This is a genomic window from Inhella gelatinilytica (genome assembly GCF_016093295.1).
GTDB lineage: Bacteria > Pseudomonadota > Gammaproteobacteria > Burkholderiales > Burkholderiaceae_C > Inhella > Inhella gelatinilytica.
In genome coordinates, this window is sequence record NZ_JAEDAL010000001.1 from 487,437 (window position 1) to 503,142 (window position 15,706).

16 protein-coding genes and 1 tRNA gene are annotated in these 15,706 nt (G+C 66.4%); 12 read left to right on the forward strand and 5 right to left on the reverse strand.

Annotation, left to right across the window (positions count from 1 at the left end; genetic code table 11):
• The first annotated feature begins 7 nt into the window (after nucleotides 1–7).
• The 8 genes from cysT to I7X43_RS02340 all read left to right on the forward strand — a co-directional run bounded on the left by cysT (nucleotide 8) and on the right by I7X43_RS02340 (nucleotide 7,664).
• A complete protein-coding gene (gene cysT / locus I7X43_RS02305) occupies nucleotides 8–844 on the forward strand; it encodes a sulfate ABC transporter permease subunit CysT (RefSeq protein WP_198099271.1) in 837 nt (278 codons plus the stop codon).
• On the forward strand, nucleotides 841–1,722 hold the full coding sequence (gene cysW / locus I7X43_RS02310; protein WP_198099272.1) for a sulfate ABC transporter permease subunit CysW: 882 nt from the start codon (nucleotides 841–843) through the stop codon (nucleotides 1,720–1,722). The genes cysT and cysW overlap by 4 nt, the downstream gene beginning before the upstream one ends.
• On the forward strand, nucleotides 1,719–2,777 hold the full coding sequence (locus I7X43_RS02315) for a sulfate/molybdate ABC transporter ATP-binding protein (protein WP_198099273.1): 1,059 nt from the start codon (nucleotides 1,719–1,721) through the stop codon (nucleotides 2,775–2,777). The genes cysW and I7X43_RS02315 overlap by 4 nt, the downstream gene beginning before the upstream one ends.
• Nucleotides 2,778–2,837: 60 nt before the next feature.
• Entirely contained in the window at nucleotides 2,838–3,827 is a 990-nt protein-coding gene (locus I7X43_RS02320) for a sulfate ABC transporter substrate-binding protein (protein WP_198099274.1), read from the forward strand.
• A gap of 85 nt (nucleotides 3,828–3,912) precedes the next feature.
• Nucleotides 3,913–5,043: a GGDEF domain-containing protein gene (locus I7X43_RS02325; protein ID WP_198099275.1), complete on the forward strand. Its 1,131-nt coding sequence runs from the start codon at nucleotides 3,913–3,915 to the stop codon at nucleotides 5,041–5,043.
• Between the two features lie 17 nt (nucleotides 5,044–5,060).
• Entirely contained in the window at nucleotides 5,061–5,933 is an 873-nt protein-coding gene (nadC, locus tag I7X43_RS02330) for a carboxylating nicotinate-nucleotide diphosphorylase (RefSeq protein ID WP_198099276.1), read from the forward strand.
• A 113-nt stretch (nucleotides 5,934–6,046) separates the two neighbouring features.
• A complete protein-coding gene (locus I7X43_RS02335; protein WP_198099277.1) occupies nucleotides 6,047–6,502 on the forward strand; it encodes a type 2 periplasmic-binding domain-containing protein in 456 nt (151 codons plus the stop codon).
• A 22-nt stretch (nucleotides 6,503–6,524) separates the two neighbouring features.
• Nucleotides 6,525–7,664: a porin gene (locus tag I7X43_RS02340; protein WP_198099278.1), complete on the forward strand. Its 1,140-nt coding sequence runs from the start codon at nucleotides 6,525–6,527 to the stop codon at nucleotides 7,662–7,664.
• 59 nt (nucleotides 7,665–7,723) lie between these two features.
• On the opposite strand, the gene I7X43_RS02345 is transcribed toward I7X43_RS02340, so the two are convergent.
• Nucleotides 7,724–7,798 (reverse strand) — tRNA-Arg (locus tag I7X43_RS02345).
• Between the two features lie 86 nt (nucleotides 7,799–7,884).
• Between I7X43_RS02345 and I7X43_RS02350 the strand changes: the two genes are divergently transcribed.
• Complete coding sequence (locus tag I7X43_RS02350) at nucleotides 7,885–8,403, forward strand: c-type cytochrome (protein ID WP_198099279.1); 519 nt, start codon at nucleotides 7,885–7,887, stop codon at nucleotides 8,401–8,403.
• 64 nt (nucleotides 8,404–8,467) lie between these two features.
• On the opposite strand, the gene priA is transcribed toward I7X43_RS02350, so the two are convergent.
• The gene (priA, locus tag I7X43_RS02355; protein WP_310737506.1) at nucleotides 8,468–10,528 is read right to left on the reverse strand and encodes a replication restart helicase PriA; all 2,061 of its coding nucleotides are present in this window, start codon (nucleotides 10,526–10,528) and stop codon (nucleotides 8,468–8,470) included.
• 272 nt (nucleotides 10,529–10,800) lie between these two features.
• Nucleotides 10,801–11,886 (reverse strand): uroporphyrinogen decarboxylase, encoded by a 1,086-nt coding sequence (gene hemE / locus I7X43_RS02360; RefSeq protein ID WP_198099281.1) that lies wholly within the window; start codon nucleotides 11,884–11,886, stop codon nucleotides 10,801–10,803.
• Nucleotides 11,887–11,993: 107 nt separating this feature from the next.
• Here hemE and I7X43_RS02365 point away from each other — a divergent pair, with 107 nt between their 5' ends.
• From I7X43_RS02365 to I7X43_RS02375, 3 genes are read left to right on the forward strand one after another with little or no spacing between them, the layout of a single operon-like run.
• Nucleotides 11,994–13,208 carry an SLC13 family permease gene (locus tag I7X43_RS02365; RefSeq protein ID WP_198099282.1) on the forward strand — a complete coding sequence of 405 codons (1,215 nt, stop codon included), beginning with the start codon at nucleotides 11,994–11,996 and terminating at the stop codon, nucleotides 13,206–13,208.
• Nucleotides 13,209–13,240: 32 nt separating this feature from the next.
• On the forward strand, nucleotides 13,241–13,951 hold the full coding sequence (gene folE, locus I7X43_RS02370; RefSeq protein WP_198099283.1) for a GTP cyclohydrolase I: 711 nt from the start codon (nucleotides 13,241–13,243) through the stop codon (nucleotides 13,949–13,951).
• Between the two features lie 26 nt (nucleotides 13,952–13,977).
• A complete protein-coding gene (locus I7X43_RS02375; protein WP_198099284.1) occupies nucleotides 13,978–14,394 on the forward strand; it encodes a BLUF domain-containing protein in 417 nt (138 codons plus the stop codon).
• A gap of 28 nt (nucleotides 14,395–14,422) precedes the next feature.
• Here the strand turns inward: I7X43_RS02375 and I7X43_RS02380 are convergent, their stop codons facing one another.
• Complete coding sequence (locus I7X43_RS02380) at nucleotides 14,423–14,956, reverse strand: LemA family protein (protein ID WP_198099285.1); 534 nt, start codon at nucleotides 14,954–14,956, stop codon at nucleotides 14,423–14,425.
• Nucleotides 14,953–15,669 carry a 7-cyano-7-deazaguanine synthase QueC gene (gene queC / locus I7X43_RS02385; protein ID WP_198099286.1) on the reverse strand — a complete coding sequence of 239 codons (717 nt, stop codon included), beginning with the start codon at nucleotides 15,667–15,669 and terminating at the stop codon, nucleotides 14,953–14,955. The genes I7X43_RS02380 and queC overlap by 4 nt, the downstream gene beginning before the upstream one ends.
• Between the last annotated feature and the right edge of the window lie 37 nt (nucleotides 15,670–15,706).

Here is a 15,706-nt window from a genome sequence, read left to right on the forward strand (position 1 = left end):
ACTCCCCATGGCCAAGAAGCGTCGTGTGCTGCCCGGCTTCGCGCCGACGCTGGGCTTCACCCTGTTCTACCTGTCGCTGGTGGTGCTGATTCCGCTGGCGGCGGTGTTTCTGAAGTCGGCCACGCACGGCTGGGAGGCCTTTTGGACCGCTGCCAGCAGCCCCCGCGTGCTGGCCAGCTACCGGCTGAGCTTTGGCGCCGCGCTGCTGGCGGCCAGCATCAACGCCATCTTTGGCTTCCTGCTGGCCTGGAGCCTGGTGCGCTATGAGTTCCCCGGCAAGAAACTGATCGACGCCCTGGTGGACCTGCCCTTTGCCCTGCCCACCGCGGTGGCCGGCATCGCGCTCACCGCCCTCTACGCCCCCAACGGCTGGTTGGGGGAGCCGCTCGCGGCTTGGGGCCTCAAAGTGGCCTTCACGCCGCTGGGCATTCTGGTGGCGCTGATCTTCATCGGCCTGCCCTTTGTGGTTCGCACCGTGCAACCGGTGCTGGAAGATTTGGAAACCGAACTCGAAGAGGCCGCCGCCGCCTTGGGCGCCCAGCGCTGGCAAACCTTCCGGCTGGTGCTCTTGCCCATGCTGGCCCCAGCCTTGCTGACCGGCTTTGCCCTTTCCTTCGCCCGCGCCGTGGGCGAGTACGGCTCGGTGATCTTCATCGCCGGCAACATCCCCATGGTCAGTGAGATCACGCCGCTGATGATCATCAGCAAGCTGGAGCAATACGACCACGTGGGCGCCACCGCCATCGCCGTGGTGATGCTGATCATCTCCTTCACCCTGCTGCTGGGCATCAATGGCCTGCAGGCCTGGAGTGCGCGCCGCAACGGACTGGAGAAGACCGCATGAGCGCCGCGGCATCGTCCTTGAGCCTGGCCCCGCGCCCGTCCTCGCACGCTCGCTATCAAAACAACCCCGCCACGCGCGAGCAGCCCTGGGTGCGCCGCCTGGTGCTGGGCCTGGCGCTGGGCTTCTTCTTCCTCTTCCTGGTGCTGCCCCTGGTGACGGTATTCGCCGAGGCCTTGCGCAAAGGCTGGGCGGTTTACCTGGCCGCCCTGTTCGAAGCGGACGCGCTGTCCGCCTTGCTGCTGACGCTCACCGCTGCCGCCATCGCCGTGCCGCTGAACCTGGTCTTCGGCGTGGCCGCGGCCTGGGCGGTGGCCAAACACAGCTTCCGCGGCAAGCAATTGCTGGTCACGCTGATCGACTTGCCGTTCTCGGTCTCGCCCGTGGTGGCCGGCCTGATCTACGTGTTGCTGTTCGGCGCCCAGGGCTGGCTGGGGGCTTGGCTGCAGGCCCATGACCTGAAGATCGTCTTTGCCGTGCCCGGCATCGTGCTGGCCACGCTCTTCGTGACGGTGCCGTTCGTGGCGCGCGAACTGATCCCGCTGATGCAGGCCCAGGGGCGTGACGAAGAGGAAGCCGCAGTGGTGCTCGGGGCCAGCGGCTGGAAGGTGTTCTGGTACGTCACCCTGCCCAACATCAAGTGGGGCCTGCTGTACGGCGTGATCCTCTGCAACGCCCGGGCGATGGGGGAGTTCGGCGCGGTCTCGGTGGTCAGTGGCCACATCCGCGGCCAAACCAACACCCTGCCGCTGCACGTGGAAATTCTTTACAACGAGTACCAGTTCGCGGCCGCCTTCGCGGTGGCCTCGCTGCTGGCCTTGCTGGCCTTGGTGACGCTGGGGCTGAAACAGTTTGTCGAGTGGCGCGCGAGCAAATCATGAGCATCGAAGTCCGCAACATCCACAAGTCCTTCGGCGCTTTCACGGCGCTGGGTGATGTTTCCCTGGCCTTTCCGGAGGGCGAACTCACCGCGCTGCTCGGCCCCAGCGGCTGCGGCAAGACCACGCTTTTGCGCATCATTGCCGGATTGGAAACCCCCGACCGCGGCCAGGTCCTGCTGGACGGCGAGGACGCCAGCGACACCCATGTGCGCGAGCGTCAAGTCGGTTTTGTGTTCCAGCATTACGCGCTCTTTCGCCACATGACCGTGGCCGACAACGTGGCCTTCGGCCTGCGCGTCAAACCGCGCAAAGAGCGCCCGAGCGAGGCCCAGATTCAGAAGAAGGTGCACGAGCTCTTGAGCCTGGTGCAGCTGGACTGGCTGGCCGACCGCTACCCGCCCCAGCTCAGCGGGGGCCAGCGCCAGCGCATTGCCCTGGCCCGCGCCCTGGCGGTGGAGCCGCGCGTGCTGCTGCTGGATGAACCCTTTGGCGCGCTGGACGCCAAGGTGCGCAAGGAACTGCGCCGCTGGCTGCGTCGGCTGCACGACGAGCTGCACATCACCAGCATCTTCGTCACGCACGACCAAGAAGAAGCACTCGAAGTAGCCGACCGCGTGGTGCTGATGGACCATGGCCGCGTCGAGCAAGTGGGCGCGCCGCAAGCCGTCTACAGCCACCCGGCCAACGCCTTTGTGTACGGCTTCCTGGGGGCTGTGAATCGCTTTGACGGCCGCGTGCAGGGCGGCACGGTCCAAATCGGTGAACAAGCCCTGGCGGCGGCGAGCGACCACGCCGACGGGGCCGTGCAGGCCTACGCCCGCCCGCACGAACTGCTGCTGCACACCGACCCCGCCGCCACCGGCTTGCCGGCCACGGTGCAACGCCTGCTGAGCTTTGGCGCCGCCACGCGGGTGGAGTTGGCCGGCTTGCAGGGCGAGCACCTGGAGGCCGAACTCAGCCGCGAAGAAGCCGATCGCCTGGCCCTGCAGCCCGGCCAAACGGTGCGCGTCCAAGCCAGCCGCTTGAGCTTGTTCCCCGCCCAGGCCGCCGCTTAAGTCCTAGACCCGCCGCTTACTCCGCCGCTTGCCCCCCCGGAAACAACCGCCTCGATCCCCATGCGCCGACTCCTCCTCGCCCTGGCCCTTCTGGCTCCCACGCTAAGCTGGAGCCAGACCACGTTGCTCAACGTCTCTTACGACCCCACGCGGGAGCTGTACCAAGAGTTGAACCAGGCCTTCGCCGCGCACTGGAAGGCCCAGACCGGCGAAGCACTGACGGTCCGCCAAAGCCACGGAGGCTCGGGCAAGCAGGCGCGCTCGGTGATCGACGGCTTGCAGGCCGACGTGGTGACCCTGGCCCTGGCCTACGACATCGACGTGCTGCACGACAAGGCGCAACTGCTCCCCGCCGAGTGGCAAAAGCGCCTGCCGCACAACGCCAGCCCCTACACCTCGACCATCGTCTTCCTGGTGCGCAAGGGCAACCCCAAGCGCATCACCAACTGGCCCGACTTGGCGCGCAGTGGCATCGAGGTGGTGACCCCCAACCCGAAGACCAGTGGGGGCGCCCGCTGGAATTACCTGGCGGCGTGGGCCTATGCCGCCCGTCAGCCCGGCGCCACCGAGGCCAGTGCGCGCGACTTTGTCAAACGCATCTACGCCAACACCAAGGTGCTGGACACCGGCGCGCGCGGCTCGCTGAGCACCTTCACGCAACGCGGCGTGGGCGATGTGCTGATTTCCTGGGAGAACGAAGCGCACCTGGCGATCAAGGAATTCGGCGCGGATCGTTTTGAGATCGTCACCCCCCGGCTGAGCATCCTGGCCGAGCCCCCGGTCGCCGTGGTCGACAAAGTGGTGGACGCGCGCGGCACCCGCAAACAGGCCGAGGCCTACCTGCAGTTTCTCTACACGCCCCAAGCCCAGCAGCTGGTCGCCCGGCACTTTTACCGCCCGCGCGACCCTAAGGTGGCGGCGCAAACCGCGCATCAATTTGCACGCCTGGAATTGGTGACCGTGGATGAGCTGTTCGGCGGGTGGCGCCAGGCCCAGAAGCGCCATTTCGACGATGGCGGCGTCTTCGACCAGTTCATGAGCCGTCCCTGAGCGGCCCCAGACGGCGTCCAGGGGGCGGGGAATCCTGCATCCCGCCCCCCGTGACCAAAACTCGTGCGTGCTGAATACTTGGGGCATGCCACCCGATGACCGCGCACTCGCTCAACAACAAGGCTTTGCCCAGTTCATTGATGCGCTGCCGCGCCATCTGAACAATGCGCCACTGGGCTGGCTCTTGGTGCTGGGCCTGAGTTGGAACCAAGTGGCCACCCCGCCCGTCTTGGTGTGGATGGGCAGTGCGTTGGCAGTAGGCCTGCCCTTCTGGTGGCAGGCCCACCGTTTGGCACGTCGGGGTGGGCTCCTGCGCCAAGACGAGCGCTGGGCCCACGCCATCACGGTCGTGGATGCCGGACTGTGGGGCCTGAGCGCTTGGGTGCTGGCGGGGCAAAGCCCCGTGATTGACGCCTGGATGATCACCCTGGTGTGCGGCCTTGCGACGCTCAGCGGTGTGGTCTATCTGCCGTTTCTGAAGGCCTTCTACAGCTACTTGGGGGCCCTGTGGCTGGGGGTGGCCAGCAGCACGATCCTGCGCGGCACGCCAGACGCCCGCTTGCTTATCGGCGCGGCCCTGTTTTTTGTGCTCTTGGTGCTGGCGCTGCGTCCGGTGGCCCGACGCCTGGAAGAAGGCCGCCTGCATGAAATCGCCCACGACCGCTTGGCCGAACGCTTGCAGGCCTCCTTGGTTCAAAAAGAGCACGAGGCCGCCACCGATGGGCTGACGGGGCTGCTCAACCGCCGGTCGCTGGACCATCTGCTGGCCCAACAGGTTCGCGGGGTTGAGGGCCCGCCGCGCCGGTTGGCGGTGTTGATGCTGGACATCGACCACTTCAAACGCGTGAACGACACCCTGGGCCATCCGGTGGGCGACCGCACGCTGCAAGCCTTTGCCCAACGCATTCAGCAGCAACTGCGCACGGGCGATCTGTGCGCGCGCTACGGGGGCGAGGAGTTTGCCGTGTTGCTGCCGGGTGCCACACTCGCGGTGGCCTGTGAAGTGGCCGAACGATTGCGCCAATCCGTCCAGGCGACTCCCTTGCTGTCCGACCCGTTGGTGGACAACACCGTTTCGATTGGCGTGAGCACGGCGCTGGAGTCCGATACGCCCCAGTCCTTGCTCAAACGGGCGGATGAAGCGCTGTATCGTGCCAAGTCCGACGGCCGCAATCGGGTCTGTTCGGACCCCGCTGCCGCGCCGCCCGTCGCTTGACTCTGTCTTTATTTCCCATGTTTGATCACAACGAAACCCTGGACGAAGCCCGCGCCCGCAACATCCGTGATGCGCTGATGGAAGACATCGGTGTGGCCGATTGGACCGCCCGCCTCACACCCGCGGGCCAACGCATTCGGGCCCAAGTCATGGTGCGCGAAGCCGCCGTGTGCTGTGGACAGCCGTGGTTTGAAGGCATCTTCAAAACGCTAGACCCCCAGGCACAGGTGGATTGGCAGGTGCCCGAGGGGGCGGACCTCACGGCCGGCCAAACAGTGGTGCAAATCCAAGCCGAGGGCCGTGCCCTGCTGAGCGCCGAGCGGCCCGCGCTGAACTTCTTGCAAACGCTGTCGGCCGTCGCCACGCTCACGCGTGAGCACGTGCGCGCCATCGAAGGTGCCAGCCCCAACCCGCGGGGCTGCCAGGTGCTGGACACGCGCAAAACCCTGCCGGGTCTGCGTCTGGCGCAAAAGTACGCCGTGCGGGTGGGGGGCGGGGCCAACCAGCGCCTGGCGTTGTATGACGGCATCCTGATCAAAGAGAACCACATCGCCGCCACAGGGGGCGTGGGCGCGGCACTGCAGGCCGCTCGCGCGCTCAACAGCGGTGTGGGCATTCAGATCGAGGTCGAGACCCTGTCGCAACTGGACGAAGCCCTGCAGGCTGGCGCCACCAGCGTGCTGCTGGACAACTTCAGCCTCGAGGCCATGCGCGAAGCGGTTCAACGCACCCAAGGCCGCGCGCTACTCGAAGCCAGCGGTGGCATCACCCTGGACCAACTGCGCGCCATCGCCGCCACCGGGGTCGACCGGATCAGCATTGGCAAGCTGACCAAGGACGTCCGAGCCACCGATTACTCGCTGCGCGTGACGGCCGGATCCATCGGGTGAAACCCCGATATCAGTCAGGCACACAACGCGGTGTGATGGCCCTGCAGACGTTCGCGGGGCCCCTGGCCTGAATCGGTCAGCCGGCTCCTGGGGTGATCCAACAGGAGACTGCCTTGAATGCTTGGTTTTCACGTCGAGCCTGGACCCGCGGGCTCGCCCCCTTGATGCTGGGCTTGCTCACGGGTGTTGCGGTTTACGCCGAGTCGGCCTTTGTGGTGGTGGTCGCCAAGGACAGCAAGGCGCCGCCCAAACTGAGCAACGACGAAGTCGTCGCCCTGTTCATGGGAACGGCCAAGAGCTTCCCCAATGGCGAAAAGGCCGTCCCCATTGACCACAAAGCGGGGACCGAGGGCTACGCCACGTTTTACCAAAAGCTCAACGGCAAGACCGAAGCCCAGATGAAGGCCTACTGGTCTCGCATCATGTTCACCGGCAAAGGGCAACCGCCGCAGGAGGCCGGCGACGGTGGGGCGGTCAAAAAACTGATCGCTGCAAACCCCAACATGCTCGGCTACATCGAAGCCTCGCTGGTGGATGCCAGCGTGCGCGTCGTGGCCGAAGTCAAGTGACCCCCCGCCAAGGAGCCTCCCCATGCGTGATGTGACCATCCTTTCGGGCGTCGCCCTGGCCTGCGGCCTGCTGGTGGCCCCCGCCAGCCAGGCCGAGGGCATCAGTTTCCAATTCAGTGGATTTGGCCAATTCACGGTCGGCAAAGTGCTGTCCGGTGACACCAAAAACCTGACCCTGCCGAGCGGACGCCCCCGTGCCTGCCCCTGCGCGATTGCCAATTGGGAATACGTGGGCGTCTATGAGAAATCCAAAGGCTGGCAAGCCGATCAGGAGTCGCTAATCGGCTTGCAGGGCACGGTGCGATTCGGTGATTCGTTCTCCGCCACGGCACAGGTTCTCTCGCGCCCCAACAACAAGAGTTACCGCCCCACCCTCGACTGGGGTTACGCCTCCTGGAATGTGAACGACAACTGGACGCTGCAAGCCGGGCGCAAGCGCATCCCGCTCTATTACTACAGCGACTTCCTGTACATCGGCAACGCCTACCCCTGGGTCCGCCCACCCCAAGACGTATACGGCTGGCCCATTTACGCCTACGACGGCGTCAACGCCGCCTATACCGGCCAATGGGGCAGCTTCACGGTGGACGCCAACCTGTGGACGGGCGGTTTTACGCACAAAAATGCGCCCTACAACACGGAGCTTTACTGGGGCGATCACACGCACGAAAAGTGGTCCAACATGGTGGGGGGCTACATCACCCTGACGCGCGGCGATTGGAATGGCCGGGTGATGGTGATGAGGCAGAAGGACACCATCTGGTCCGAGGCCCCGGGGCAGCCCCGCGTGACCTGGACCCCGGGCTACCCCACCACCATCGTCGCGCTGTCCTTGAATTACGACGGTAGCCACTGGTTGGTTCGCAGCGAGCTCAACCGCTTCAAACAAAGCACGTCGCAGTTCCAGTACGACTACTACCTGTTGGGTGTGGGCTACAAGATGGGTGACTGGACGCCCATGGTGACGATGTCGAACTACAAGACCAAAGACCTGGGCAGTGGCATTGAGGGGCGGACAACCCGCAATGTCTCACTGCGCTACGACCTGAACAAGAACTGGGCCCTCAAAGCGCAGTACGACATCTCCAAAGACAAGACCACCTGGTACGACTTCTTTGGCGACCACAAACTATTGACCCTCTCGGCCCAAGCCAGCTTCTAGGCGAACCGGCAACAAAAAACCCGCGCAGCGCGAGCTGGGCGGGTTTTCATTTGGGGGTTTGGCGCGACCGGCAAGAATCGAACTTGCGACGCAGCCTTCGGAGGGCTGCATGATATCCACTTCACCACGGTCGCAGCGAAGCCCACCATTCTAAGCGCAGTCTGAGCCCGGTATACTGCCGCGCCCTTTCTTGAGGGGCATCAACGACAAGAGGACCCGCATGAGCCACGACTCTCACGACGCCCACGAAGGCCCGATCAAGACCCCCAAGCAGCTGGCGTGGGCGGTCTTCTTTTCGTTCGCCATTCCCATTGTGCTGATCATCCTGCTGGCCAACTATGTTTCCGGCCAAGCCAAGCCGAGCGCAGGCAGTGATGGCCTCAGCGCCGAAGCCGTGGCGGCGCGCATCAAGCCGGTGGGCGACGTGGTCGTCAAAGCGGCTGGCGACGCCAGCGCCCTCAAGAGCGGTGAACAGGTGTATCAGGCCCAATGCGCGGCTTGCCACGGCACGGGCGCCGCAGGGGCTCCGAAGCTGGCGGATGCCGCGGCCTGGGGCCCGCGCGTGAAGTCCGGCTTGGACGCCCTGCTGAACTCCGCGCTAAAAGGCAAGGGTGCCATGGGTGCCCAAGGCGGTGGCGACTTCAGCGACGTGGAAATTGCCCGTGCGGTGGTGTACATGGCCAACCAAGGCGGGGCCAAATTCGACGAGCCCAAGGTGCCGGCGGCCCCGGCGCAGTAAACGGCCTTCGCTTCGACAGAACCCCGCTACGGCGGGGTTTTTTCATGGTCACGCAGCTTGCACGTCAGATGGCCTGCGGGTCCACGTCGATGGCCCAGCGGGTGACGCTGCGATGCTGGGGACGCAGCGCATGCAGGGCGGGCAGCCACTGCGCGAGCACCCGCTGCAAAACGCCGCGGTGTGACGCTTCCACCAGCATCTGCCACCGCCATTGGTTGGCCACCTTGGCCACGGGGTGGGGCACGGCGGGGTACCAAAAGAGATCCGACTCGCCCGACAGCGCCCGCCCCGCCGCCGCCGCCGCCATGAGAAAGGCCTGCGCCCCGGTCTCATCCCGACTGTCGGCCCGCAGCAAAGCCAAATGCATAAAGGGCGGCAGACCCGCACTGCGCCGCTCGTCGAGCTGGGCTTGGGCAAAGGCCGGGTAATCGTGCCGCTTCAAGGCCTGATACAGGGGGTGCTCGACCTGGTGGCTTTGAACCCACATTTCGGCCGGGTGGCCGCTGGCACTGCCCGCCCGGCCGGCGCGCCCCGCGGCCTGAATCAAGAGCGCAAACAACCGCTCTGGGGCGCGGAAATCGCTGGAGTACAGCAGGTTGTCGGGGCTGAGGGCCGCCACCAAGGTGACACGGCGAAAGTCATGCCCCTTGGCGATCATTTGAGTGCCCACCAGCACGTCCACCTCGCCGGCATGCACGGCAGCCAATTGGGCCTCCAGGCTGCCGGCGCGCTGGGTGGTGTCGGCATCCAAGCGGGCAATGCGCGCCTGCGGCAGCAAGGCCTGCAACTGCTCCTCCAGGCGCTCGGTGCCCCGCCCAATGGCATCAATGTCCGGGTTACCACAGTCCGGACAAGCCACCGGTACGCGCTCCGAAAAACCGCAGTGGTGACAGCGCAGGCTGCGGTCCCCTTTGTGAAACACGCGCCAAGCACTGCAGTGCGGGCACCCGCTGCGCCAGCTGCACTGACCGCAATGCAGCACGGGGGCGTAACCGCGCCGGTTGAGCAACAGGAGCGATTGCTCGCCGCGGGCCAGACGGGCCTCGATGGCGTGTTGCAAGGTCGGCGCCAGCACGGGGGACGCTCGGTTCAGCTCGCCCGCGCGCGCCGGCAACCGCTTCATGTCCACCAAGCGAACGTCGGGCAGGGGGGCGGCGTCAATGCGGCTGCGCAAGTCCAGGCGCTGATACCGGCCCGACTGGGCGTTGTGCCAGGTTTCCAAGGATGGCGTGGCCGAGCCCAGCACCACCGGAACCCCCAACCGGGCCGCACGCCAGACCGCCAAGTCCCGCGCGGATTGGCGCGCCCCGTCTTGGGCCTTGAAGCTCGGATCGTGCTCTTCGTCCACCACCACCAGGCCCAGGCGTGGCAGAGACGCCAGCACCGCCAGTCGCGTGCCCAACACCACATCCGCCTGACCGAGGTGGGCCCGCAACCAATCCCGCAGCCGCTGCGCCGGCGTCAGCCCCGAGTGCAGGCAGGCCACGCGCTCCGCCCCGAAACGCGCCGCAAAACGCGCCACCAATTGGGGCGTGAGGTTGATCTCGGGCACCAACACCAGCACCTGGCGCCCTTGGGCCAGGGCGGTGGCCGCCGCTTGCAGGTAGACCTCGGTCTTGCCGCTGCCGGTGAGGCCCCAGAGCAAGCTGGGCTTGACCGGGGCCACCCCCACGAGCTGCTGTTTGAGGGCGTCCACGGCCACGGCTTGGTCGGCCTGCAGAGTGGGCGCCAGGCCTGAAGCCGGTTCTGCCGCACCCACCGGACGGAGCTTCTTGAGGCGGCGGGCCAGTTGCTCCGGGGTCAAGTTGGCCAACGGCGCCGGCAAGGCCGAGGCCGCCATCTCGCCCAAGCCCCGCTGGTAGTACGCCGCCGTAAACGCCACCAAACGGCGCCACTCTTCGCTGAGCGGCGGCAGATTCAACGCGGCTTGGACGGGCTTTAAGGCCGCTGGCGGCACCCCTTCCGTGTCGTCATCGGTCGGGTCCCACACCACGCCCAAGACCTCGCGCCGCCCCAGCGGCACCCGCACCAGTGACCCGGGTGGCACCCCCTCAGGATGCCGGTAGTCCAGCGGCGAACCCAGCCCGCTGTGCTGGGGTGTGGGCACCGCCACACGCAGCCGCACTCCAGCGGAATCTGAGCATTCGTTCACAAGTTCGCGTCCGGCTTGGCTTTTCTTCGATGATCCACAGGCTGTGGATAACTTTGTGCAAAAAACAAGGTCAGGCGCAGTATCCCCGCCCGCGGTTCGCGGTGCCAACCCCGTCGCAAAGCCTGATGCGGTCGAAATTATTCAATCACATCAAATATTTACAAGCGAACCGACAACACCGCCGCGGCGTCCACGGCCCGCGCACTCGCACCGACCGTTCTGGGGACAACCCGAGTTGACGGCGGTCAGCGCAGGGTCTTGGAGTGGCGGTGCACCGCCTCCACCAAGGCCGACACACACTCAATGGGCGCATGCTGGTTGATGCCATGGCCCAGGTTGAACACATGCCCCCCCCAGCTGCCGTCCGCGCGCTTCGGCCGGCCAAAGGAGTCGAGCAGTTTGATCGCCTCGGCCTGCACCACCTCGGGCGGCGCAAAGAGCGTCATCGGGTCCAGATTGCCTTGCAGGGCCACGCGGTCTTGGGTGATGGCGCGGGCCCGGCCCAGGTCCATCGTCCAGTCCACACCCAGCATGTCGGCCCCGGTTTCGACCTGCTCAGGCAACCACAAGCCCCCACCCTTGGTGAAAAGAATGTGCGGCACGCGTTGGCCGTCAGCCCCCGTGCGCTTGAGGCCGGCCAGCACGCGCTGCGAGGCCGGCAGGGCAAAGCGCAGGTAGGCATCGTGGCTGAGCACGCCGCCCCAGGAGTCAAACAGCATCACCGCTTGCGCACCGGCGTCGATCTGCGCGTTCAGGTACTGGATGGTCGCGTCCACCAGTTTGTCCAGCAGGCCTTGCATCAGGTCGGGGCGGCTGTACATCAGGGTCTTGACCTGACGGTAGTCGTCGCTGCCCCGGCCTTCGACCATGTAGCAGGCCAGCGTCCAGGGGCTGCCGCCAAACCCGATCAGCGGCACCCGGCCGCGCAGGGCTTGGCGAATGGAGGCCACGGCATCGATCACATAGCGCAGACGGTTCAAATCGAACTGCGCCTCGGCCAGCGAGGCCTCGTCGCGCACGGTCTTGGCAAAGCGCGGGCCTTCGCCCTCGCCAAAGCTCAGACCCAAGCCCATGGCATCGGGCACGGTCAGGATGTCACTGAACAGAATCGCCGCGTCGAGCGGGAAGCGCTCCAGCGGCTGCAGGGTCACCTCGGTCGCGTAGTCGGGCGACTGGGCCAGGCCCATGAAGCTGCCCGCCTTGGCCCGCGTGGCCTTGTATTCGGGCAGGTAGCGCCCGGCCTGGCGCATCAGCCAAACGGGCGTGTAAGGCGTGGGCTGGCGCAGGGCTGCGCGCAGGAAGACGTCGTTTTGTAGGGGTGCGTAAGCCATCCGGCGATTATCCCGGCCGCCCGCGAGCGATCCTTGATGCGGGGCAAGACGGCTCGCGCTGGGCCCGCCACGTTCCGCGACACTGCGCCCTTCCACCCCCGTTTCACATGTCGCCCACCGACTGGAGCCTCACCGCCGTTTTTGCCGTGGTCTACCTGGGCATGTTCCTGGGCGGGCTGCCGCGGCTGAAGATCGACCGCACGGGCATTGCCCTGCTCGGGGCCATCGCGGCGCTGGCCCTCACGGGGGAGCCGCTGGCGCAGGTGGCGCAAGCGGTGGACTGGCCGACGCTGGCCCTGCTCTTCGCTTTCATGGTGGTTTCGGCCCAGATGAGCCTGGGCGGTTTTTATGGCGCAGTGACCCGCCGGGTGGCCGCGCATGCGCTGGGCCCCCGGGCCCTGCTGGCGGCGCTAATTGCTGTCATTGCGGCGCTCTCCGCCGTGTTTAGCAACGACGTCGTGTGCCTGGCCCTGACGCCACTGGTGCTGCGCGTGGCCCAGCAACGGCTGCAGGAGCCGCTGCCCTGGCTGGTGGCGCTGGCCTGCGCGGCCAACATCGGCTCGGCGGCCACTTTGATCGGCAATCCGCAGAACATGCTGATCGGCGCCGTGCTGAACCTGGACTTTGGCGCCTATTTGCAGCGCGCCGCCCTGCCCGTGGTCCTGAGTCTTGGGCTGCTTTGGGCCTGGCTGGCCCTGAGGTTGCGCGAGGCCCCCTCCGAAGCCAAGCCACTCCCCATGGCGCCCGAGCCCGCCTTCGACGCCTGGCAGTCCACCAAGGGTCTGGCCGTGGCCGCGGCGCTCTTGGTCGCATTTTTGTGGACCGACTGGCCGCGCGAGGCAGTGGCCCTCGTGGGGGCGGGCGTGCTCTTGGTCAGCCGCCGCTTGCACAGCCGCGAGGTCATGGGCTTTGTGGACTGGCCGCTCTTGGTGCTGTTCATCGGTCTCTTCATCGTCAACCACGCCTTCGCCCGCACAGGGCTGCCCGAACAAGCTGTGGCGGCATTGCGCGGCTGGGGTTTGAGCCTGCACGACGGGCCGACGCTGGTGGGCGTCAGCGTGGCGCTGAGCAATGTCGTCTCCAACGTGCCAGCCGTCATGCTGCTGTTGCCCCACCTGGGTGAGGCCCGAGAAGCTGCGGGCAGCCTGCTGGCCTTGGTCAGCACCCTGGCCGGCAATCTGTTGTTGGTGGGATCGATCGCCAACCTGATCGTGGCGGACGGCGCGGAACGCCAAGGGGTCGCCTTGACCCCCTGGGCGCACCTGAAGTTGGCTGCCCCGGTGGCACTGGCCAGTCTCGCCCTCGCGGTGGCCCTGGGCTGACAAGGCCTTTGGGGTCGGTCGACAATTCAGCCATGAGCACGCCCCCCACCCTTCCCGCCGAACCCCAGAACGACGCCCCCGTCAGCGAGCGCATCCGCTACCGGCTGGTCTCGGCCGGTTGCCGCCACCACGCCAACGACAACATCGCCGCCTTCATCGAACCCGGCGAACTGGACGCGCTGCAAGGGGAAGTGCAGGCCAAGCTGCAGGAGGTGCTGCGCGCGCTGGTGATCGACACGGACAGTGACCACAACACGCAGGAGACCGCCAAGCGCGTCGCCAAGATGTTTGTGCGCGAGGTCTTTGCCGGGCGCTACCAGCCCATGCCCTCGGTCACCGAGTTCCCGAACGTCGAGCGGCTCAACGAGCTGATGATCGTCGGGCCCATTCGCGTGCGCAGTGCCTGCTCGCACCACCTGTGCCCGATTCTGGGCCGCGTGTGGATTGGGCTCCTGCCCAACGAGCACTCCAACCTCATCGGCCTCTCCAAGTACGCGCGCATCACCGACTGGATCATGAGCCGCCCGCAGATCCAGGAAGAAGCCGTCACCCAACTCGCCAACGAGCTCCAAGAGCGCGTGCAGCCCGACGGCCTGGCCATCGTGATGGAGGCCGACCACTTCTGCATGCACTGGCGCGGCGTCAAGGACACCGAGACCAAGATGACCAACTCCGTCATGCGCGGGGCCTTCCTGAAAGACCCCAACCTGCGCCGCGAGTTCCTGACGCTGATTGCCCGCTAACCCAGATTGCCGTTGAAGGCCCCGCCATGCTCGTTCGCCTGATCTACGCCAGCCACACCGACGCCAGCGAGGCCGACCTCGCCGCCATCCTGCGCGCCAGCCGCGCCCACAACACGGCCCATGGCATCACCGGGCTGCTGTGCCACAACGACGACTGGTTCGTGCAAGTGCTCGAAGGGGGCCGTGAGGCCGTCAATGTGCTTTACAACACCATCGTGCGCGACCCGCGCCACCGCGACGTGACACTGCTGGCCTACCAAGAAATCAAAGAACGCCGTTTCGCCGGCTGGGCCATGGGCCAGGTCAACCTCGCACGGCTGAACCCGGCCTTGGTGCTGCGCTACGCCACCACCACGCGGCTGGACCCGTTTGAGCTGTGCGGCGAATCCTTGGAGTCGCTGTTCAAAGAACTCACAGCGACCGGCGCCATCGTCTGCAGCTGAACGCCGCCGGCGTCGTGTTCGCCCGCGGTCAGAAACGGCCGGCGTCGTGCAGTCCGTAGAGCCCAGCCAGCAAGCGCGTGGGCAACTCGTCAATCGCCGTGTTGAAGGCATCCACCCGCTGGTTGAACAGCTGCTGCCCAAAGCTGCGCTGCTGCCGCGCCTGTTTGAGGCGGTCCAGCAGGGCCTGGCACACGGCGTCCTCTTCGTAGGTCAAGAGCGCGAGCACGCGCTGCAGGGCTGCCGCGTGCAGGGCATGCACCACCGCCAACTGGGCCACGGGCGCGGCCGCATGGGGCTTGGGCTTAACGGCCAGCACGGCCGCCGCCAGTTCCTGACTGTGGGTGCGGAGCGCTTCAAACGCCGCCCCCTCCTGCGGCAACCATTGCGGCCCCTCCTCGGCCAGTTTCAGGCCCTGCTGGGCCAGCTCATTCAAGCTGGCTTCAAGTTGGGCCCAGGCCGACGCGATGGAGCCGCGCAGCCGGCTCAGGCGGTTGTAAGCGCCCACGCCCCACAGGACGAGCACCGCCACGGCGGCCCACAAGAGTGCGGTGGTCAGGCTCACGCCGCCCCCGCCAGAAAGCGCGCATGGCCGGCCGCGCGCAGCTCGCAAGCCGGGCAGTGGCCACACCCGTGGCCCCAGGCGTGCAGGGTGCCGCGCTCGCCCAGGTAGCAGGTGTGGGTGTGCTCGATGATCAAGTCGTTTAGCGCCCCCCCGCCCAACGACTCGCTCAAGCCCCAGGTCTGCGCTTTGGTGAGAAACATCAGCGGCGTTTCGATCGTCATGGCACTGTCCAACCCCAGCGAGAGCGCGACCTGCTGCGCCTTGATCGTGTTGTCCCGGCAGTCCGGATAGCCCGAAAAATCGGTCTCGCACATGCCCCCAACGAGCACCGTGGCCCCGCGGCGGTAGGCCACGGTGGCGGCCAGCGTCAGGAAGAGCAGATTGCGGCCCGGCACAAAGGTATTGGGCAAGCCGTTGGCCTGCAACTCAATGGCGCGCTCTTGCGTCAGGGCGCAGTCGCTGATCTGGGCCAACAGCCCCAGATCGAGCACATGGTCCTCGCCCAAACGCGCCGCCCACTCGGGAAACTGGCGCTGGATCTCGGCTCGCACGGTCTGGCGGCAGTCCAGCTCGATGCGGTGGCGCTGGCGGTAGTCAAAGCCCAGCGTCTCCACCCGCGCAAAACGGCTCAGCGCCCAAGCTAGGCAAACGGTGGAGTCTTGTCCACCCGAAAACAGCACCAGGGCGGTGCGGGGGTCGGTCGTGCTCAGCATGGGTGCGAGTGTGTCATGTGATGATCCAGCGCCTATT